General features: G+C 52.9%; 16 protein-coding genes and 1 tRNA gene. 12 read left to right on the forward strand and 5 right to left on the reverse strand.

Annotated elements, in window-relative coordinates:
- Positions 1 to 247 precede the first annotated feature (247 nt).
- The 4 genes from ACR0JN_RS11540 to ACR0JN_RS11555 all read left to right on the forward strand — a co-directional run bounded on the left by ACR0JN_RS11540 (position 248) and on the right by ACR0JN_RS11555 (position 7,154).
- Positions 248 to 2,530, forward strand: a complete 2,283-nt coding sequence (locus ACR0JN_RS11540; RefSeq protein WP_480885736.1) for an AAA family ATPase — start codon at positions 248 to 250, stop codon at positions 2,528 to 2,530.
- A gap of 256 nt (positions 2,531 to 2,786) precedes the next feature.
- Complete coding sequence (locus ACR0JN_RS11545) at positions 2,787 to 3,359, forward strand: HGGxSTG domain-containing protein (protein WP_480885737.1); 573 nt, start codon at positions 2,787 to 2,789, stop codon at positions 3,357 to 3,359.
- Positions 3,356 to 3,670 (forward strand): hypothetical protein, encoded by a 315-nt coding sequence (locus tag ACR0JN_RS11550; RefSeq protein WP_480885738.1) that lies wholly within the window; start codon positions 3,356 to 3,358, stop codon positions 3,668 to 3,670. Before ACR0JN_RS11545 ends, ACR0JN_RS11550 begins: the two co-directional genes overlap by 4 nt.
- 166 nt (positions 3,671 to 3,836) lie before the next feature.
- Positions 3,837 to 7,154: a pentapeptide repeat-containing protein gene (locus ACR0JN_RS11555; protein ID WP_480885740.1), complete on the forward strand. Its 3,318-nt coding sequence runs from the start codon at positions 3,837 to 3,839 to the stop codon at positions 7,152 to 7,154.
- Positions 7,155 to 7,178: 24 nt separating this feature from the next.
- On the opposite strand, the gene ACR0JN_RS11560 is transcribed toward ACR0JN_RS11555, so the two are convergent.
- Positions 7,179 to 7,718 (reverse strand): recombinase family protein, encoded by a 540-nt coding sequence (locus ACR0JN_RS11560; protein ID WP_480885742.1) that lies wholly within the window; start codon positions 7,716 to 7,718, stop codon positions 7,179 to 7,181.
- Positions 7,719 to 8,100: 382 nt separating this feature from the next.
- Between ACR0JN_RS11560 and ACR0JN_RS11565 the strand changes: the two genes are divergently transcribed.
- On the forward strand, positions 8,101 to 8,349 hold the full coding sequence (locus tag ACR0JN_RS11565; RefSeq protein ID WP_480885743.1) for a hypothetical protein: 249 nt from the start codon (positions 8,101 to 8,103) through the stop codon (positions 8,347 to 8,349).
- Between the two features lie 193 nt (positions 8,350 to 8,542).
- On the opposite strand, the gene ACR0JN_RS11570 is transcribed toward ACR0JN_RS11565, so the two are convergent.
- On the reverse strand, positions 8,543 to 8,995 hold the full coding sequence (locus ACR0JN_RS11570) for a hypothetical protein (RefSeq protein ID WP_480885745.1): 453 nt from the start codon (positions 8,993 to 8,995) through the stop codon (positions 8,543 to 8,545).
- Positions 8,988 to 10,202, reverse strand: coding sequence for a hypothetical protein (locus tag ACR0JN_RS11575; RefSeq protein WP_480885747.1), 1,215 nt, complete (start codon positions 10,200 to 10,202; stop codon positions 8,988 to 8,990). The genes ACR0JN_RS11570 and ACR0JN_RS11575 overlap by 8 nt, the downstream gene beginning before the upstream one ends.
- 276 nt (positions 10,203 to 10,478) lie before the next feature.
- Here ACR0JN_RS11575 and ACR0JN_RS11580 point away from each other — a divergent pair, with 276 nt between their 5' ends.
- Together ACR0JN_RS11580 and ACR0JN_RS11585 are read left to right on the forward strand one after the other, a co-directional pair.
- The gene (locus ACR0JN_RS11580; RefSeq protein WP_480885749.1) at positions 10,479 to 11,012 is read left to right on the forward strand and encodes a hypothetical protein; all 534 of its coding nucleotides are present in this window, start codon (positions 10,479 to 10,481) and stop codon (positions 11,010 to 11,012) included.
- 271 nt (positions 11,013 to 11,283) lie between these two features.
- Positions 11,284 to 14,067, forward strand: a complete 2,784-nt coding sequence (locus tag ACR0JN_RS11585) for a TIR domain-containing protein (RefSeq protein WP_480885751.1) — start codon at positions 11,284 to 11,286, stop codon at positions 14,065 to 14,067.
- A gap of 294 nt (positions 14,068 to 14,361) precedes the next feature.
- Here ACR0JN_RS11585 and ACR0JN_RS11590 read toward each other — a convergent pair.
- Both ACR0JN_RS11590 and ACR0JN_RS11595 read right to left on the reverse strand, forming a co-directional pair.
- Positions 14,362 to 14,438, reverse strand: a tRNA-Pro gene (locus ACR0JN_RS11590).
- 92 nt (positions 14,439 to 14,530) lie between these two features.
- Positions 14,531 to 15,646 carry a THUMP domain-containing class I SAM-dependent RNA methyltransferase gene (locus ACR0JN_RS11595; RefSeq protein ID WP_480885752.1) on the reverse strand — a complete coding sequence of 372 codons (1,116 nt, stop codon included), beginning with the start codon at positions 15,644 to 15,646 and terminating at the stop codon, positions 14,531 to 14,533.
- Positions 15,647 to 15,944: 298 nt separating this feature from the next.
- Here ACR0JN_RS11595 and ACR0JN_RS11600 point away from each other — a divergent pair, with 298 nt between their 5' ends.
- Genes ACR0JN_RS11600 through nqrE form a run of 5 tightly spaced genes read left to right on the forward strand, consistent with a single transcriptional unit; the run spans position 15,945 to position 20,572 of the window.
- Positions 15,945 to 17,288: a Na(+)-translocating NADH-quinone reductase subunit A gene (locus tag ACR0JN_RS11600; RefSeq protein WP_480885753.1), complete on the forward strand. Its 1,344-nt coding sequence runs from the start codon at positions 15,945 to 15,947 to the stop codon at positions 17,286 to 17,288.
- A gap of 6 nt (positions 17,289 to 17,294) precedes the next feature.
- Positions 17,295 to 18,503 (forward strand): NADH:ubiquinone reductase (Na(+)-transporting) subunit B, encoded by a 1,209-nt coding sequence (locus tag ACR0JN_RS11605; protein ID WP_480816094.1) that lies wholly within the window; start codon positions 17,295 to 17,297, stop codon positions 18,501 to 18,503.
- Positions 18,496 to 19,311, forward strand: coding sequence for a Na(+)-translocating NADH-quinone reductase subunit C (locus tag ACR0JN_RS11610; RefSeq protein ID WP_480885754.1), 816 nt, complete (start codon positions 18,496 to 18,498; stop codon positions 19,309 to 19,311). Before ACR0JN_RS11605 ends, ACR0JN_RS11610 begins: the two co-directional genes overlap by 8 nt.
- The gene (locus ACR0JN_RS11615; RefSeq protein WP_170495196.1) at positions 19,311 to 19,964 is read left to right on the forward strand and encodes an NADH:ubiquinone reductase (Na(+)-transporting) subunit D; all 654 of its coding nucleotides are present in this window, start codon (positions 19,311 to 19,313) and stop codon (positions 19,962 to 19,964) included. Before ACR0JN_RS11610 ends, ACR0JN_RS11615 begins: the two co-directional genes overlap by 1 nt.
- Positions 19,964 to 20,572 carry an NADH:ubiquinone reductase (Na(+)-transporting) subunit E gene (nqrE, locus tag ACR0JN_RS11620; RefSeq protein ID WP_170389343.1) on the forward strand — a complete coding sequence of 203 codons (609 nt, stop codon included), beginning with the start codon at positions 19,964 to 19,966 and terminating at the stop codon, positions 20,570 to 20,572. Before ACR0JN_RS11615 ends, nqrE begins: the two co-directional genes overlap by 1 nt.
- Positions 20,573 to 20,576 lie beyond the last annotated feature (4 nt).

A 20,576-nucleotide genomic window follows, 5' to 3' on the forward strand; every position in this document is an offset into this window, starting at 1 on the left:
TCAATGACCGGATCGGGTTAGAAGAGCTTGATGCTATGAAGCTACCAGGCGGCCGGCAAATCGTAATCACTGTTGAGAGTGTGCTTCGTCTCATCGAACGAGCAGAGAAAGCTCAACTGGCGGCCCGAACGGAGGCAAAGCGTCACCACAAGACGCGCCCTGTTCGGCTTGTCGTCAGCAATCCCTAGGAAGACAAAAGAAAAGGCGTGCCGCGAAGCCACCGCAAGCACGCCAGAAAGGTATTATCGTGAAGAAACAATACAATAATGAAGAGTTTGAAGCAACCCAAAAGGGTCTCTCGGAATGGGGTGTTAATCCATTTCGCCATGCTCATCGCAAAGGTTACAAGCGACTTCTCCCTGTTATTCCACCCGACGCGCAAATTTCAACCTCCAGCAAAATAAGTGCAGCCGCAAAGGGAAAGTCGCCCGGCTCGCGCTTAGAAGATGGAACCTGGATCGGGCGCAACCTTCACAAAACTAAGGCTCGGGAAGAAGACTTGGACGTATGGAATGATTGGGGCGCGGGCGTTGGGTTGCGCGGCGACGATAGATTGTTCTTTGTCGACATCGATCATATGGACCCTGACAAGTCATCCAGACTGCAGGAATTGGCTGAGCAGCATCTTGGAAAGTCCTTCCCGCGGATTGGACAATGGCCAAAGGTGGCGCTGCCCTACCGTTCGTCAGCACCGGTCACTTCGCGCCATGCCAAATTTGATGATAAGCCTGTTGACGGCAAATGGCCTGGAATCGACCTAATCTCGGACAGTCCACACCTTGTCATCTATGGCGTGCATCCCAAGACCCACAAGCCCTATGAATGGCCAAATGGTTTTCCAGCACGCGAGGAGCTTCCCGAGGTTGCCCCAGAGAACGTCGAAGCGTTTTTTGATGCTGTCTTCGAAGAGTTTCCGGTCAAATCGAATAGGTTTCATAGAAACTACGACGGACCGGCGCCTGATCCAAAAGTTCTCATGGCTCCAAGTCTTGAAGAGTTGCGCGAAACAGTCGCCAAGATTCCAAATTCTCATGCCATATATCCTGATCGCGACGATTTCATCGAGATTGCATACGCGATCAAAGGCGCCGCGGGCCCGGACAACGACGGTTTCGCACTGGAGCTGTTTCGAGAGTGGTGCGAACGCTATGACGGTGAAAACGATGCGGATTATGTCGAAAGTAACTTCGCACGTGCCAAGCCACCAATTCGGATTGGCTACAGGAGACTGCAGCGCCATGCGGCAATATCTTTTCTGAAGCCCGTAGATCCGGAAGAATTAGCCCAACAACAGCGAAACGAGGACAGGCTCAAAGAGATGTTTGCGTCTCAGAACGCAAAAGGTCAGGAGGCCGACAATTCTCTTGTTGCAGGTCGGATCACACTCGACGATCTGACGAGTATCCCGCCGCGACAATGGCTTTACGGGTACAAGATCAGCCGAAAATATACGACATTCGTTGCGTCGCCTGGCGGTACAGGGAAGACCGCGTTCTGCACCGCGCTTGCACTTGCCTGCGCCTCTGGCGAAGCGCTCCTTCAGGACATGCCGATCAAACCTCTCAAGGTCTGGATATTGAATCTTGAGGATGACATGCAGGAGATCAAACGCCGGATTGGCGCGGCATTGCAACACTATGAGCTCGACCCGGGCGTACTGGAGTCACTGCGGGTAAACAGCGGCCGGGACCGCGGCTTCTCTATCGTGCGCGAGAATAGAGATGGCGACTACATCGCTGAGCCAGACTTTGATGCGGTCGTCTCCGAAATGAATAGAAACGAAATCGATCTGCTGATCGTCGATCCGTTTCTGCGGTCTCATCGCGTTAGGGAAAACGACAATGAGGCCCAGGACGAAGTAATGCGCCTCTATGCTCAGATCGCCGAGAAAACGAATGCTGGCGTTGTCCTAGTCCACCACGTGAAGAAAGGTGGCGTTGCGGGTGACATGGATAGCCTTCGCGGCGGATCTGCACAAGGTGCCGGAGCTCGGTCAGTTTTAACGATGTCGCAGATGTCGGCCGAAGAAGCGAATAAACTTGGCATCGACGAGAAACAGCGTCGTTTGTATGTGCGAGTTGACGATGCCAAAAACAATATGGCGCCACCCGCTCAACGCGCGGAATGGATTAAACTTAAATCCCATCATCTCCGAAACGGCGATGAGGATTATCCGGGAGGTGATAGCGTTCAAGTCGCGACACCGTTCGAATTGCCCGAAGCGTGGGATGGCCTTTCCGAGGATGCGGAAACCGAAGCTCTTAAATTGATTGATAGGGGAACCGAGGACGGGGAGCGCTATTCTATCCGCACTCAAGACAAAGCCAGGTGGGCCGGAGACCTGCTTGTCTCATCGTTCGGACGCACTAGGGCGCAAGCGAACGAGATACTTAAAGGTTGGAAGGCGGGGAATATTATCGAGGTTCGCGACTACAAATCAGAGAAACAGAACAAAGCCAGGAAGGGTATCTTTGTAAATTCGATGACTTTAGCGGAGCGAATTTTAAGTGAAGACGGGGTTTTCGGGTGAAGATTTCAGACAACATGTCCGGAAATTGGGTTGCGCCAGTGACGATTTTCAGTGGCGCTTTAGTGGCGCGAGTGGCGCACATGGTGGCTCTGTCGAACGCTTTGCGCCACTGCCACTGCCTTATAGGCAGCGGCGCAGCAGCGGAGCACGGAGGGTCAAGATTACTGGAGCATAATCCAGTGGCGCAGATCCCAAGGCCAACTAAGGCTTCGGACATTTTGTCTAACGCAGACTACTCCATGCAGGAGTACCTAAAATGTCGCTAACTAAGAAACAGCGAGACTTTCTTAACAGTGCGCATTTCAAGGAAGTTCGAATGCGGGGCTTGAAGAACGCTTGGGCAAAACAAGCCAACGGCCCTAAGTGTGGGGCGAAGACTCGCGCAGATGGTGCGCCTTGCAGAAATCCAGTTGCCGAGGAAGGGCAGCGGTGCCGCCTCCATGGCGGCTCAACACCCAAGGGCAAAGACTGGCATCGTCGGCAGTTCCCGAAAAAAGGCGCTTCGATCTCAAGGCTCCAAAAGAAACTTAGTGAATTGAAAAAACGAGACCAAAGGGCCGAAGAACGCCGGGCAGCGATGTCGCCCGAGGAACGTGCCAAGCACGAAAAGAGGCGCAGAGCGAACCGACCAGGAACGCCATCTGAACGCCAGGTCGCCCGTGACGGCCGAAAAGCCAAAAAGCTGATCGCCGACCTTCGGAAAGACGAAGCGCCCGTCAGCGACGAGATCAGCGCGTTGGAAGCGCAAATCCGAACACTGGAAGACCGGGCTCGAATATTGCGACCCAACCAATACGACGAAGAAGAACTGCCAGAGGTATTCAAATGACCGAGAGAGACGATATCACGCCCGAGGAAGCCCTGGAACGCACCCAGGTCAGGATCAGGACGGAGGGCCTTGAAGCAGCCACTGACGCCGCTCTGACGCTCCTGAGAGACCCTAAGGCGCCCGCACAGGCCAAGAGCGCCACGATCAACGCAATTTACCGTGCGTCGGGCCTCTTCGGCCGCACAGACGACGAAACGCAGCCGGAGCCTCACGAAATGACGCCTGAGCAGCTTCAACGGCATATTCGCAACCTGGAGCGATCAATGCGGGCTGCCGCGTCGGGGACTGACGGTGATGGGGTGTTTTCGTAACTCAAGTTGATCATAGACACAAAGACACATGCCAACCATAATACTACACCTGTGAAAAGGCGCTGCTTGTTTACTGATATTGAACTTTAGAGCGGCTGTTTTTCGAATTGTTTCAGCGGGTTGACTTGATGATATTTTGTTATGACCAGACCGTAGGTGTTCCAATTTGCCGATAAAGTTTGAAAAGCCCAAAAAAGTTCGCGACCTTGCAACTGCCGCACAGTCAGCAACTGGTTTCATTATCAAAGCGGCTCTATCAAATCCTCTCGCTGTTATTGACGCTTGGAAGACAATTTCTGCACTTAAAACCCAAGACACAGATTCTATAGAGAACCGCGCTTGGGTTTGGGCCTTTGGAACTCTGTCACTAGCAACAAAGGACATACTATTCCAAACAAGAATTGATGGACCTCTTGCAGCAAAGTACGAGGAAGCTGTTTCGGAATTTCTAGTTGAAGCTTTGAATCTGGAAGATGCCGAGTTCACGCCAAGTACTTTAAGGTCTCCCTTAGACTCCCGGGCATTTAAGCCTGCACTCAAGGCACTTCCAAAGCTGCTTCTTGATGGTGCAACAGCGCAAGAGCTGAAGCTGGAAACGTTAGATATTCGCTTCAGAAAGGCACTCAACGAAGCATCCTATCGAACGTTTTGTGCGAACCCGACATATTTCAAACCATTGGAAGACGCGCTCAGATCGGAGTCCGGTGAACTTGCTCGTAGGGAGGCGGATTGGGCAAAACACCACCATTGGATCATCTCACAATTTACGGATCGACCAATATTCTCAAAGGACGGAAAGGAAACGATTCCTATTTCAGCGATGTATCAGTGGCCCCGTTGCTTTTGGAATGAGGAAGAAGAAATAGAGAGCAAAGATATTCGGCCACACAGCCGAGATATTGAAACACGAAGGACTGCAAGTATCGATCTGCTATCCGACGTCGCTCAAAAATGGCTGTCTATCGACGCTCGCCAAGAGCCAATTCGAATTGTTACCGGAGGTCCGGGGAGTGGTAAGTCCTCTTTTGCTGCAGCTTTCGCCAAAAAGGTAATACTACAAGAATCGCATCGCGTTGCCTTTGTTCAGCTACAACGTATGCGACTGACCGGCGACTTAAGAAACGATGTATCCAATTATTTTGAAACTTGGAATGGGAACTCCGAAGAGGTTGGAAATCGAGGGTTGCCAGGCGACCCCTTGGATTGGCGCAAAGGCGACAGCATCCCTTTGCTTCTCATATTCGACGGTCTTGATGAACTTACTGCGAACGATGAAGAGGCTAAGACTCTCTCTCGGGAATTCGTGCTGAAACTCGATCGGCTATTGAGGAGCTTAAACATTGATGATCCTCCAATAAGAGCCCTGGTTCTCGGGCGGAACGCAGCCTGCGAAGATGCACTCGATGCGGCAAGCATGGAACTCAAAGTGATGCTGAACATCGCTTCGTTGATCCCTATGACCAGAAAGAGTTGTTTGCTACCTGAGTACTTTTTCGATTTGAATGACTTCAAGGATCCGAAAGACTTAGGTAGAAAAAGCCAGTTAACAGACTATTGGAACAAGTGGGCAAATCTGAAAGGTCTCGACGCAAAGTCTCCACCAAAGTTCTTAAGCGAAGATGGATTTGTTGAACTATGCTCCGAACCTTTGCTTCTAAATCTGTTGCTCAACTCGCGCTTTGCAGGTGATGACTGGGAAATAGCCGCAGAAAACCCGAATCTAGTCTACGAAGACATTTTGAAGGAGAATTTTCGACGTAACAAAAAGGAAGGTCGAACTGGCTCAGCGGACTTAGAAGAACGCGACTATTTCGATTTGCTTGAATGCTTGGGGCTAGCGGCATTCAAAGGTAACGGGCGAATTGGTACCAACTTCGACTTTGTGAAAACAAGAGCAATTCACCTTGACTCAGAAGGAAAGTTTGAAGGTAAAACTATAACCGACTTAGACTCGGTGGCTATCAATATTCACACTCGAAAGGGCACACAGGGCCTGGGTTACGAATTCATACATCGGACCTTTGGTGAGTATTTGATTGCGCGAGGGTTGACGTCCCATTGCTGGCGAATTGCAAAGACCTACCTTGACAGCAACCGACCCGAAAGAGTGTTGGAAGAATGGGTATCTCTTGTCGGCACGGGTACTCTCACATCCACGTCTTTTGAGTTCTTAAGAAGAGAGGCAAAATACGTTGGCTCAAACGACTTGGAGGACACTATCGATCGAGCCGCTGGCCTAACAAAGCTGTTCAACTGGGCACTTATTCATGGGTACCCAATCCCAAAGGAAAACAGCAACTTATCGTTTAGGACATTGGAAACACGGCAACAGTGTGCTGAAGTCGCCCTTCTTGCCGTCTTGTCAGGCTTGGCTCAAAGTATACCTATGCCCGATGTAAATTCGGATCAACGATCGAAGCCAGTTCACTTGGTTAACTTAAAACTTGACGGGACAAAAGCTTCGGAAATGATGCACCGCATTGGTGCCACGCTCGGAAAGTTAAGCAATGAGTGTTTATCCCGCTTGAATTTTCAAGGTGCAAATCTAGCCAACATTAACCTTCCCTACTCAGCTGCGGTTGAAGCGAGTTTTGTTGGGGCGAATTTGAGTGGGACAAACTTGAATGGCGCAAATTTGAGTGGTTCAAACCTAAGAAAAGCAGACCTTACCGGGGCAAACTTGAACGACGCTGGTTTGTTTCATGCAAACCTGAACAAAACGAAGCTAAATGCAGCCGATTTACAGGAAACGTACTTGATTGAAGCGAACCTAGCCGAAGCCAAACTAGATAATGCGAACCTTACTAAAGCTCATATGCATAGTGCTCAACTATCCAACGCTAGCCTCAAAAATGCAAGAATATGCAAAGCGAATCTTAGCCAAGCCAACTTAACTGCGGCACAACTACAGGGCGCAGACTTATCGGATGTCGACTTGCGAGGAGCCGATCTACAAAAGGCCAACTTGGACGACGCTAATCTAAGTAATTCCGAAATGCTAGGCACGAAATTGAATGAAGCGCTCATCAGGAAAGTATGTTTTCGAAACGCTAGGATGCATAGTGTTGATTTGCGCCACTCAATCCTGCGGCATTCGGATCTATGTGATGTTGATTTGCGCGGCACAGACTTACGTGGCGCAGATTTTTCTGATGCTGACCTAAGTTACGCATATCTTCTCCACACAAAGGCCGACGGAGCAATTTTTGTTAGAACAAACCTTTCTGGTGCGCATTTGACGAGTGTAAGTCTGGCATGCGCAAACCTTAGGAATGCGTGTTTAGTGGGAGCACATTTGGATGACGCGGACTTGAGGGGGGCTAACTTAGGTGAAGCGGATTTAGCATCAGCTAGTCTGGAATCTTGTGATCTACGGTCCGTCGACTTAACCAGGGTCAAAAACCTCAGCATTGAGGCTATACGTTCTGCGATTTACTCCGCTGATACAAAGCTTCCAGACTATATTGATCGATCACAGCTCTGATGATAGCCAAATGGTTCAATTTAGTTAATGGCTTCCTAAGACACGATAAACTGACGCTCGCCCTATCCCAAGCGCCTTGGCTATCTCTGTAGCGCCCATCCCCTCGGCGTTCAGTTCCGCAACTCGTTCGCGATCTATCGTCGCTCTCCGTCCCTTATAAACACCCTTTGCCTTAGCTCGCGCGATCCCTTCGGCTTGGCGCTTGCGGATCAAGGATCGTTCGAACTCGGCGAATGCACCGATCAGGTGCAGTTGTAGCTTGGAGAGCGGATCGTCAGCATCTGGAGAGAAGCGCAATCGTTCCTGCTGGAACTCGACCGTGATGCCCTTATCGTTCAGTTCGTCAACGATGCCTTTGAGGTCTCGCAGGTCTCGGGCTAAGCGATCAAGGCTGTGGACTATGACCTCGTCGCCTTCCCTGGCAAAATCGATCAGATCGCGAAGCGCTGGCCGTTCGCGGTTGGCGCCGCTCAATTTCTCTTCAAAGACCTTTTCGCAACCGTCCAGTTCCTGTCGGTCTAAGTTCTGATCTGTCGTGCTGACTCTGCGATATCCGATTTTCATTCTCACACCGTGTCTCGTTTGGTTCTAGACTCGATGTAAGAATCACCTGAGAAATTACAAGACACTTATTTGAGACAATTTTGATGTCTCATCGCTTCGTTTTGGTGGGGTGTACCCAAATAAGAAACACTCGCTGAGAAATTTTTGTGGATTCAATCTTGAACCGTGTATGACGAAATCTGCTAAACCATCTTCCGTAGTCCGATTTGTCTGTTGACGAGGTACAGTAATTTCAATGGCCTGGTTCGCGGCTCCGATGCAAACGGGTTACACGTCTGCTGCTGTAATTCACTGTAACTCATTGTCATTGTACAACAAAATGCATGACATACGCACCTATGACGCTCTAGTTGGAATGTACGATACAGTACAGGAGCAACAGATGTCGGATAACGAAGAAACCTACTTCAGAAGTGCCAAAACTGGCGCAAACCTTTACAAAAGAACTGGTGACACAGCTCTGTCTCTGGAATGGATTGACGATCTTGAGGGCATCGCCTTCCAGGCCCGTCATCCAATTGCGATCAAGGCTCTCCGAGAATTAGACAAGCTTGCAAAAGCTTCCGATGAAGAGATCAGTGCCAAAGCGGGTGAGGCGTTGGAGCGCGCCATGTCCGAAACGCGGGTTTGAAACACACTGAACTTAGCACCCGGGGCGGGGCCTACTTCAATCGACCCCCGCCCCCTGGCCTATAGATCGAAAACGCGCCGAATGCCTGCGTCGTGACCCCGGAGAAATTTGCGCGGGTGTGGAACTTTTCCTCGCGTTAAGCCTTTTACAATCGGCATCGAGTTGAAAGGCTAACACCAGTTTTTTTTGTGACTTACGTGAGAGTCAGCTCAAAAATCTTAGACTCCCCACTTCCAACTGAAAGCATCAGGTGAGTGGCGTCATAAAGGCGCACCTTAAGAACTTCTAATTCATATGCTGTATAGGGAGTAAACATGCGAGCATCCCTTTGATCGATCAAATCCTCTGGGTCTGCACTCTTGCATAAACGCATTTCTCCTCCTCGTCGGAAAGCGCTGCATAGCATCGAAAGATTGGTAAAAGCTGGGTCTAGTTGGATCCCAAGGCTAAAATACCCGGTGTCGTCATCGATCATTAAGCCGACATTTTCATAGAGCGCCTGCGTCCGTAGAGTCTCACCGGAGGCGTGGAAAATTGCAGCAGAGGTTCCATGCAGTTCGATCCTTGGCCCGAACTCATGTCCATCAGCGTAATTTAGAAAGTTCTTGGTTGGGGGCAGGTTTCCAGCGAATCCGATTCTAAACATCATATTGCCTAAGACTGCGCAGGCTACGTCCGACGAATAATATTGAGTCTTTGTTGGTCATCACCCTTGGACCGTCTTGCAACCCTTTTTTGCCTCTTCCCCCGGCAGGAGGGATGTCGCCGGGAGTACCTATGCCGTTATCATCGGGGTCATCGACAGGCTTACCGTCGCTACCATCGGCTGCGTGTGGCGGCCAGCCTCGACCGGGAAATGGTTCGCCTTGCTTGCCGGCTTTGCCACCTTCTCCGGGTTCACCATGTTTGCCACCAAATGCCGGGACCAATCGCTTACGTCCGCCTTCGCCAAACTGGCTTAATGCAGAACCGCCTAAAGGGAAGCCGTTAGGATCGATATATAGAATTGTGACGTCTCCGCCATCGCCACCTCTTCCGTTTTTTCCGTGATCTCCCCCTCGACCACCACTACCGGCATTACCTCCGTCGCCGCCATTTCCACCTTTGGCAGGTCTGTGGTAAAAAACTCGGGCGTCGCCCCCCTTACCTCCATTGCCACCAGCGCGTCCGTTTCCTCCATTGCCGCCTAACTGGCCGCGCCCGCCGCGACCGCCATTACCTCCAATCGACTTCACAACCGCCGAACCTCCGTTTAGAAACTCTCGCGCAATGAATGTAAGATCGGGTCCTCGTTCTCCGTCATTGCCATCGACCCCAAAATGACCCGGCGTTCCCGGTTGGCCATGGTCTCCTCTACCCCCATTACCGCCGGGCGTAGCGTCTTTGGAGTCAAACCCAGCTGGCCTGCCATCGGGTCCGTTAGCCCCTTCATTAGCACCGTTTGCACCATCCGATGCGCGCTGGATCGAGTCTTGCCCATCCTGACCATTGAGTTTTTCATGGTCGTTTCGAATATAAATTGGGCCCGCTGCATAGCCGCAATGGATATTTGCGTGGCAATTCACTACGATTTCACCCCCGTGAGTGAAGCGGAGCTCCTCCTCTACATTGATAGTTAGGACGAAATTGGGATCGCTCCCCGAATAAACAAAGTCCAGCTTGTCGTCTACCTGAAGGTCTTTATAAGTAAGGATCGGCTGATCGTCAGTTACAGTCACCTGCGATGTCTCCGGAGAAGGAGCGCGACTTGGTTTCGCTGCATCCAAGAACTTTGACAGTAGGTTATTAGTACTGTTTCGGTCCAATTTATCAAGATCCGCTAAACTCTGGTTCATTGCCAAAAGTTCGTTCATTGTGAACAGTCTCCTGCTTAAAATCATTTGGACACAGCCGATGACCGATAGCCTGCAAATGCCACAGCCTGTGTAAATTAGCTCTAGGCACAGACTGACGTCTAAACACTTTGTTGGCAACGATTTTTTACCCACAGATTTCAAACTTACCAATTAAATCGAGCCTTGAATGCGACTGCGTGTTTATTCGAGAAACCAACCCAAACATTCCTATTTTTCTCAAAGATTTCATCTGTGAATGATTCGCCAAGAGCAAACAGGCGAAAGGTCGAGCAGATGCTTTATGCGACAAAGGATGCGTTTCTGAGATCGGACGAAAAACAAGCCGAGAGCATCAGAATGTGGCTTGAAATGTTCAATGGCAGCAACGCCAGCGAATGGGACAACCCGAAGGATTTCTGCATCGATCTCTATAACTTGTGTTACGCCTTTGCTGATGCGCGCACCCTACTTGCACAGATGCCCGACATTGTGCCGCTGGAAAACGAACTGCTGCTTGGTTTTGCTCTCGCGAAACTGAACGTACTTCGTCGCTTTCCCTACCTTCTCAACCCCGAGCTTGTGCATCGTTCCTTTTCCGAGATGGAGATACTTTTCAAGCTGTCAGGCAGCCGGGAGGACAACGGTGTCGAATTCAGTCCGGGTAGCCGAACAGATGCGCTGGCGATCACACATTTCTTCCAGAACACCCTTCACAACTTCTATCTGGCACAAACCAGAGGTCTCTTGGACTTCGATCGGCTCTTGGGGCAACTGCGCCCGCCCCCGCCTGTCTATGCCCACATACCGTTGCCAAGGTTCCTGCACTGACCGCGCTTTTGATGCAGCTACATTGTGCCTCTTCGTTGGGGTCTCAAATTACGCATTTGTCCGGTTCAACGCGCGCGAGCGCGCGTTTTTGACGAGGATTTGCATTCCTTAATCGAAATAAACTGATCGTCGTCCAGCGTATAGTTTTGTGTTGGGAGTTTAAACGTGGAATTTCTATCGCGATTTTCAATTTGCGTGTTAGTTTTGCGAAAGCGTTAGATAAAACTCTTCGCACTTTTTCACACAGATAAGGGAACGACGCTGATTTTAGATGACCAGAGCGTTCATATCATATTCTCGTAAGGACGAAGAAGACGTGCGCGAGTTTACTTTGTTGCTCGAAAAACGAGGAATAGAAGTTCTTGTTGACACGAGAGACGTCTCTGTTGCCGAAGATTGGCGAACGCGGCTCAAGGAGTTGATTATTTCTGCTGACGCAGTCTTGTTGTTTGTCAGCCACCAATTTTTGCAATCAGAAGTCTGCCATTGGGAATTAAAGCAATCGTTGCGACTAGAGAAACGTCTAGTCCCTATCAAAATCGGTGCAATCGAAACGAACACAATCCCGGCGGAGCTGGTTCGAATAAATTTTCTGGAATCCGCAAGTGTATCCGATGCCGTCTCGAAGGTTGACGAGGTTGCCCATGCGATTTTGGTCAATATAGAGTGGGTCCGCGAGCACACAAGGCTGACAAACATCGCCGAACGATGGGAATCATCTGGCCGTCCCGCCGACCATTTTCTTCGTGGGCGTGAGATAGCATCTGCAGAAGCGTGGCGTGATGCAAAACCGGCGTCGGCTCCAAAACCGACTGCTTCGGTCTTATCATTGATTAGCTTAAGTAGGCAGGCGCAAGTCCGGAGATTGCGACGCGGTTTGGTGTTGTCGACAACCGCAGTTTGCCTCACTGTGGGTCTGGCGATCTTCGCCTTGTATCAACGCGACCTGGCGATTAGGAAAGCCGACGAAGCTAGCGCGAATCTTGCTGACGCAAGAATTGCACTGTCTCGACAAGAATTTTTCTATAACCAACCGATTGCGGCGACAAGTCTGGCGCTTTCTGCACTGAGCCTTACTACACCAGATTCCCCAAAAAACCGGACAGAAGTTATCACCGAGTTAGGGAAGTATTTAGACGAGCTCAAAGAAAAACGCAGGCACAAATTTGAGAGCCAAATCTGGGCCGCTGGATTGTATGGCGACCGGACCAAAATTGCTTTGACCGTTGATGACAAGATCAAGCTAATAGACGTTGCTACACTCGAAGTAGTCGGAGAATTGTCGCAAAATAAGGAAAAGTTGCAGAATGTTAGAGTGAGTGAAAATGGCAGGAAATTGGTAGCAAGTTCAAGAGCAGGATTTGTCGCAGTTTGGGACCTTAATTCCGAGACAATCATTAGTTCATTCAACGATTACCCAGAGCAACGCAACTACAGTCGTGCACTTGATGTAAACCGAGACGGCTCGCTTGTCGCATACGGTTTCAATAACTCCGACAGAAGTGAATTGGTGGTCAAGGCAGTTGGAAACTCGCTTCCCGAAAACATTCTTTCGGTCGAATACCCTAGTGAACTTCAGGTTGTTGAATTTTCTGGTGATTCGTCGTTTTTGTTCGCCGGTGATAGATCAGGGAAGATTCAAGCTTGGGAGCTTGCAACGGGGCATTTAGCTTTCGAAGTGACAGCCCACGAAAGCGACGTTACAGCGATAAGCGTGTCACCATCGGGCCATTGGCTAGCATCATCTGGGCTTTCAAGTGATAAGTTGTCAGGGTCGATCAAGTTATGGAGTGCACAAAGCGGGCAGCTTGTCTCCGAAATAGGCGGTCATCGCGGTGGGGTTGTAAACTTAACGTTTTCAGATGACGAAAAGTTACTGCTGTCTTCTTCTCGCGACCTTACGAATTCAGTTTGGGATATATCTCAGAGGTTTAGAATAGGTTCGCTGCTTGGGCATCTCGGTACACCTACGCGGGCATTCTTTTTGCCCGGCAATGAGATCGTAACCACTGGGGCAGACGGCACACTTCGGGTATGGGATTCCTCTCAGATTATAGGAATTGCAAGACGCGATTTCGAACAACCAATTTGGAGCGTAGTCTTTTCTCCGGATGCCTCTCAGGTTTTGGTCGGTATGGGAGATCAAAAAATCGGTGGCGATGGTAGCGCTCGGATTATCGAGGCTCAGAGCGGAAAGGAATTGCAAAGTTTTAGTCATCCAGCTCCAGTGTTTGTGGCGGATTTTTCCCCCAACGGTGAATTGAGCTTAACCGCGTCAACGGACGGTATCATTAAGCTGTGGAACAATGCGACAGGCGAAGTGTTGCAGAGCGTCGGGACCGGGTTTGGTCCTGTTCCGTATGTGGGCAAATTTGACCCAACGGGCCGAAGTGTTGTGTTGGGTCTAGAGGATGCGGTTGTCACCTTTGGAGTCCCTGATCTAGAAATTTTGGAGGTCTTTAAATTGAAAGACCAAGTCACTGCCTTGGAAGTCAGTGAAGACGGCAGAAAGATTTTTGCAGGAACCGACCAAGGTAGCGTCTTCCGAATTGACCGCGAGACAGGAATGGGGCTGCAATTCGAAGCAATTGATAGTAGGGTTAAAGCGCTTTCCTATTCTGCTGCAGACAATGAAGTTCTAGCCCTTCATTTTGATGGAACGGTTTCGATTTCGCAATTTTTGCGAACCGTGAAAGGCACAACCAGAAGTTCGGACGCTTATTTTTTTGGCTTTGCCGATGTTTCACAGGTTAAAAATAGATTCATCGGGAGGGGCCCAACAGGATCCCCAGTGATTGTGAATGGCCGCACTAGGGAAGTAGTCGGCTCACTAGCGGACGGGCTAGAAGACATTAGAGTAGCGGCGTTTTCAAACGATGGGGAGCTTATTGCTACAGGTAGTTACGACGGTATTTTGAAAGTCTGGCGTCCAAGTGTACCCGAAGGAGACTTGTGGGATGTTGCTTGTGCTCGTATAGCATTTCTGAGGCAAGAGCTTGAGGAAGAGTCGAACTCTGGCATAAGTTTCTCTTCGATTTGCGAAACTTCCCGCTAGAAGCTACTAAAGAATTGCCCAAGAACAATCGAGCTCGCAACGTAGCTACTTAGCGCTACCTCATCCGACGTGGGGAAAGAATCAAACTCCAATAAAAATACATGCACCGACCGTAGGGCGAGTTCACATTCATTGAATTTGTCTGCTGAATGGCGCATGAAGATGATTGGGAGCCAACACAGCCAACAAGTTTGCAGGCGGTTTTGCGTGCTGCCCAGGTGCTGCCCGGCGCAGGTTTACGCAAAGCTATCGACAGAAAAATCTGTTGTAGTGCATTGAATTACAGGCATTTTTTGGTCGGAGTGAGAGGATTCGAACCTCCGACCCCTGCCTCCCGAAGACAGTGCTCTACCAGGCTGAGCTACACTCCGACCGTGGCGGGTGATCTATACCCGGGAAATGGGATGTGCAAGAGGGATTCTGTGGCGCATGCGCATCCGGAATAACGCGACCCATTCTGGCGTCAGGGCAGGGCATCCGTCCGGTACAGGCGGATTTTGGTGCCGCCGTGGTCCACAACCGGTCCTGGGGGCAGAAGGGGCAGGCGAGTTGCGCGGGCCAATGAGGCGTTGCTGGTCACGATCCCCACGCGCCAGCCGGAAAAGCGGGACATCAGGGTCTTGCCCAGGCTGCCATAGAGCGACCGGAGGCGCTTTTCGTCACCGATCCGGGCGCCGTAGGGCGGGTTGACGATAACCAGTCCAGCGGGCCCTTCGGGCGGTTTGATGTCGCTGACGGAACGCTGGGAAAAACGGGTGGCGTCAGCGACGCCTGCCTGTTGGGCGTTGGTTGAGGCGGCCTCAATCGCGCCCGCGTTCCTGTCGGAGCCATAGAAACGCCCCTCTGGGGTCAGGGCCGGCGGTGCCTGGCGCAGGGCCTGCCATGCCTTCGGGTCAAACCCGGCCAAATCTTCGAATGCGAAGTGGCGAGAGCGACCGGGCAGCAGCCCAAGGGCAATCTCGGCGGCCTCGATCACAAAGGTGCCCGATCCGCACATCGGGTCCAGAACCGGCTCTGATCCGTCAAACCCGCATTCGCGCAGGAACATGGCGGCCATCGTCTCGCGCATCGGGGCTTTGGCGACCGCCGGTTTGTGGCCGCGTTTGTGCAAGGGCTCACCTGATGTATCCACCGAGAATGTGCACAGGTCTTTTTCGATGCGCAGAAGCACGCGCAGGTTGGCGTCCGGCGAGATCGGTGCGCCGAGCGTCTCGGCTATCGCCCGCTCGATCCTCTGACGCGCAGCGCCCGCGTGGTAGATGCGGGATTTGCGGCTGGTGGCCTCGACCTTGACCGGGATATCGGAGTGCAGAAAGTCCGCCCAGGGGAATTTGCGCGCCCGTTTGTCCAGTTGGGCCAGATGCACAGCCGGGAAACTGCCCAAACGGACCAGAACCTTATTGGCTCCGCGCAGGCACAGATTGGCGCGCCAGACCTCGGACCAGTTGCCCTTGCAAGTGACACCACCGGGGATCACTCTGGCCCCGCCGAATCCGTGCTGCTTGGCTTCGGCACATAGGGGCGCTTCCAAACCCGGCGTTGCCACCAGGAAAATCTCAAATTCGTCAGATGCGTTCATGGCGATTGATTACACCGGAAGTAAAACGGGCGCGATACGCTTTTTCCGGGTTGTTTCGCGGGTTTTGCAATAAGATCAGTATAAAGTGACTAGCCGCTGTTGGTTTTGGCGGTAACAGGTTTGCGTTTCGCAGCGTGTGCGCGTAAAGGGTCCCTGATCGGAATAATGCCAGCGGATTCCGGTGGGTTTATGATGCATTTGCGTCTCGGCAAGCCAAACGATCCGCGCTATTTGGACGTCATGATCGCATGGCGTACAATAGTTGGCGCAGGAAAGAGGCTTGGAAGACCGTAGCAAGATGCAAACTTTCAAACTGAAAAAAGGGTTGGAACTGCCGGTTCTGGGTGCACCCGAACAGACCATCCAGCCGGGGCCTGAGTTTTCCACCGTTGCGGTTCTGGGGTCGGATTACCTTGGGCTGAAGCCACGCATGCTGGTGCAGGAAGGCGATACGGTTCAGCGCGGCACGCCGCTGTTCTGCCACAAGGATGTGCCCGAGGCGATGATGGTCGCCCCCCTAAGCGGCAAGGTCGTCGCCATCAATCGCGGCGCGCGTCGTGTGCTGCAGAGCGTGGTGATCGAGGTCTCTGATCCCAACGATGCGGGCATCGATTTCTCGGGCGTCGGAAATGGCGACAGCGCCGAAGGGGTGGCCGAAAAGCTGTGTGCCTCCGGTCTTTGGACCTCATTCCGCACGCGGCCCTATTCCAAGTTGCCTGCGCCTGCGGAAAAACCAACAGCGATCTTTGTCACCGCGATGGACAGTGAGCCGCTGGCCGCCGACGCAGCGTTGATCATTGCCGATGCAGGGGACGCGTTTGCAGCAGGTCTGGCCGCGATCGCGAAACTGACCGAGGGCAAAACCTATCTGTGCCACAAGGAAGGCGATACCGTTCCCGGCTCGGACGTTGCTGGTGTCGAGGCTGCTGCGTTTTCCGGACCGCATCCGGCGGGGCTGGCAGGGACGCATATCCATTTCCTTGAACCTTTGGCAGGGGACAAGCAGGTCTGGACGATTGGGTATCAGGACGTCATCGCAATTGGCCGCCTGATGCAGACCGGTCATCTGGACCCGAACATTGTTGTGGCCCTCACCGGCCCCTGTGCGCGCCAGCCGCGGCTTATCCGGACGGTCATGGGCGCTTCGACCGAGGACCTGACCCGCGACGAGATCAATGTGGACGGAACGCCGCGTGTCATCTCGGGCTCGATCCTGTCAGGACAGCTTGCCGAGGGGCCAACCGCCTATCTGGGCCGGTTCGCGCGTCAGGTCACCGTGATCCGCGAGGATCACGACCAGATCCCGATGGGCTGGATTCGCCCTATGCCGTCGAAATTCTCGGTTCAGCCGGTGCTGGGTTCGGCTTTCGCGAAAAAGCTCTACGCTCTGACCAGCAACCTGAACGGCGGGCGGCGCGCAATGGTGCCCACGGGCGTCTTCGAAGAGCTGATGCCGCAGGATTATCTGCCGACGCAATTGCTGCGGGCGCTGCTGGTGATGGACACGGACACAGCGCAGGCACTTGGCGCGCTGGAGTTGGATGAAGAAGACCTGGGCCTTGTGGGCTTTGCCTGCCCGGCGAAATATGAATACGGGCTGGCGCTGCGCGACTGCCTGACCAAGATTGAAAAGGAGGGCTGATCCGAAATGGGTTTGCGCAGCTTCTTCGATCGGATCGAGCCGAACTTTACCAAGGGCGGCAAGTACGAGAAGTACTTCCCCATCTACGAGATGGTGGAAAGCTTCATCTACACTCCGAAAACCGTAACCACCGCAGCGCCTCATGCGCGGTCGTACGTGGATATGAAGCGGATCATGACCTATGTCGTGATCGCCACGATCCCCTGTATTCTGTGGGGAATGTATAATACCGGCTATCAGGCCAACTCGGCCATTGCCGCTTTGGGCGCAGAGTCGGCGACAGGTTGGCGGATTGCGATCCTGCAGGCGTTTGGCATATCGCTGAACCCGGACAGCATCTTCGCCAACGTGATGCACGGGCTCATGTATTTCCTGCCGATTTACATCGTGACACTGGTCGCGGGCGGGATATTCGAGGTCATATTCGCCACCGTGCGTGGCCATGAGGTGAACGAAGGTTTTCTTGTGACCTCAATGCTTTACACGCTAATCATGCCCGCAACCGCACCGCTTTGGCAGGTTGCGCTTGGCATTATCTTCGGCGTGGTGATCGGCAAAGAGGTCTTTGGCGGCACCGGCAAGAACTTCCTGAACCCCGCGCTTGTGGGCCGGGCGTTCCTGTATTTCGCCTATCCCGCGAACATGTCCGGTGACACGGTCTGGACCCCGGTCGACGGGTTCTCGGGCGCGACGGCATTGTCGGTTTCCGCCTCGGACGGGTATCAGGCTTTGGCGGCGGATGGCATCACCTGGTGGAATGCGTTCTTCGGGCAGATTCAGGGCAGCTTTGGCGAAACCTCAACGCTCGCCTGCATGATCGGTCTGGCCTTCCTGCTGACCACGCGGATCGCCAATTACCGCCTGATCATCGGCTGTCTGGCGGGAACCATCGGCTTTACCCTGCTGCTGAACCTGATCGGATCGGACACCAATCCAATGTTTGCAATGCCGTGGTACTGGCACATCGTGCTGGGCGGCTATGCCTTCGGTCTGGCCTTCATGGTGACCGAACCCGTTTCGGCCAGCCACACCAACACGGGCCGCTATATCTATGGCGCGCTGATCGGTGTCATGGTTGTGATGATCCGCGTCATTAACCCCGCTTTCCCCGAGGGCATGATGCTGGCTATCCTGTTCGGCAACGTCTTTGCACCGCTGATCGACTATTTCGTCGTTCAGGCCAACATCAAACGGAGGGCGCGTCGCCATGTCTGATACGCAATCCAACGAACCGAAGGGCGCTCTGGCCAAGTTTCTGGCGGCCTCGCCGGATTCGGTCGGCAAGACGATCTTCATCGCCGTCGCCGTCTGTCTGGTGGCCTCGATGGTTGTGTCTGCTGCGGCTGTCAGCCTGCGTCCGGTGCAAGATGCCAACCGGCTGAAAGACAAGCAGGTCAACGTTCTGCAGGTCGCCGGGGTGTACGAACCCGGCATCGACGTGACCGAGGCATTTGCGGCGTTCGAGCCGCATGTGCTGGAATTGTCCACTGGTGAGTTCGTGGACGACCAGTTTGACCCGGTCACTTTCGACGACATCGCCGCCGCCAGCGACCCTGAGCTGAGCGTGGCGCTCGACAACGATCCAGCAGGCATTGGCCGAAAGTCGAAATTCCGGGTGATCTATCTGCTGCGGGACGACGCGGGGGACTTGGACAAGGTGATCCTGCCGCTGCACGGATACGGTTTGTGGTCAACGCTCTATGGCTTTATTGCGCTGGAGAACAACGGCAACGATATCTACGGCCTGCAGTTCTATCAGCATGGCGAAACGCCCGGTCTGGGTGCCGAGGTGGACAACCCGCGCTGGAAAGCGCTGTGGAACGGCAAACGTCTGCGCGATGACGCGGGCGAGTTGCAGATCACTGTCGCCAAATCGCAACCCGCCGCAGGGCCTGATTTCTATATCGACGCGCTTGCCGGTGCCACGCTGACCTCGGTTGGTGTCGATAACCTGGTGAAATTCTGGATGGGTGATGCGGGCTACGGTCCCTTCCTGGCCAAACTGCAAGCAGGAGAACTCTGATGTCTCAGACCAAGAAAGAGATGCTGGTCGACCCGCTTGTCGACAACAACCCGATCACCCTGCAGGTGCTGGGCATTTGTTCCGCGCTGGCTGTCACCTCATCGCTGCAGGTGTCCTTTGTGATGGCGCTGGCGGTGACATTTGTGACCTCGTTCTCGTCCTTCTTTATCTCATGCCTGCGCAACCAGATCCCCGGGTCAATCCGCATCATCGTGCAGATGGTGATCATCGCCTCGCTGGTAATTCTGGTGGATCAGGTGCTGAAAGCCTATGCATTTGAGATTTCGAAAACCCTGTCGGTCTTCGTCGGCCTGATCATCACCAACTGCATCGTGATGGGCCGGGCCGAGGCGTTTGCCATGAAGAACCCTCCGGTTGCGTCCTTTATAGACGGTTTGGGTAACGGCATGGGCTACGGCCTGATCCTGCTGCTGGTCGGCTTCATTCGCGAGCTTTTCGGTGCCGGGTCACTGTTTGGCGTCACCATTCTGCAGACCGTCAACAATGGCGGTTGGTACGTACCCAACGGCATGCTGCTGCTGCCGCCCTCGGCGTTCTTCATTATCGGTCTGATCATATGGGCCTTCCGCACATGGAAACCGAACCAGGTGGAAGAGCGTGAATACAAAATCCAGCAGGTAGAGGCGCACTGATGGAAGGTCTGATTTCACTGGCCGTAAAGGCCATCTTTGTCGAAAACCTTGCGCTCAGCTTCTTTCTGGGGATGTGTACCTTCATCGCCGTGTCCAAGAAGATTTCGACCGCGCTGGGTCTGGGAATTTCGGTTATGGTCGTGCAAGCGATCACCGTGCCCACCAACAACCTGCTGTTGAACTACCTGCTGAAACCGGGTGCGCTGTCTTGGGCCGGTTTCCCGGATGTGGACCTGACCTTCCTTGGTCTGATCTCGTATATCGGGGTGATCGCGGCGATGGTTCAAATCCTCGAGATGATCCTCGATAAGTACTTCCCACCGCTTTACAACGCGCTGGGGATTTTCCTGCCTCTGATCACGGTGAACTGTGCCATCCTGGGCGGCTCGCTGTTCATGGTGGAACGCGACTACAACTTCGCCGAGGCGGCAACCTATGGCCTGTCTTCGGGCTTTGGCTGGGCGCTTGCGATCACTGCGATGGCGGGTGTTCGGGAAAAGCTGAAATACTCAGACATTCCCGACGGGTTGCAGGGTCTTGGTATCACCTTCATCACCGCAGGGCTGATGGCGATGGCCTTCATGTCCTTCTCGGGCGTGAAACTGTAAGGAG

The organism is Ruegeria sp. G12 (genome assembly GCF_056533565.1).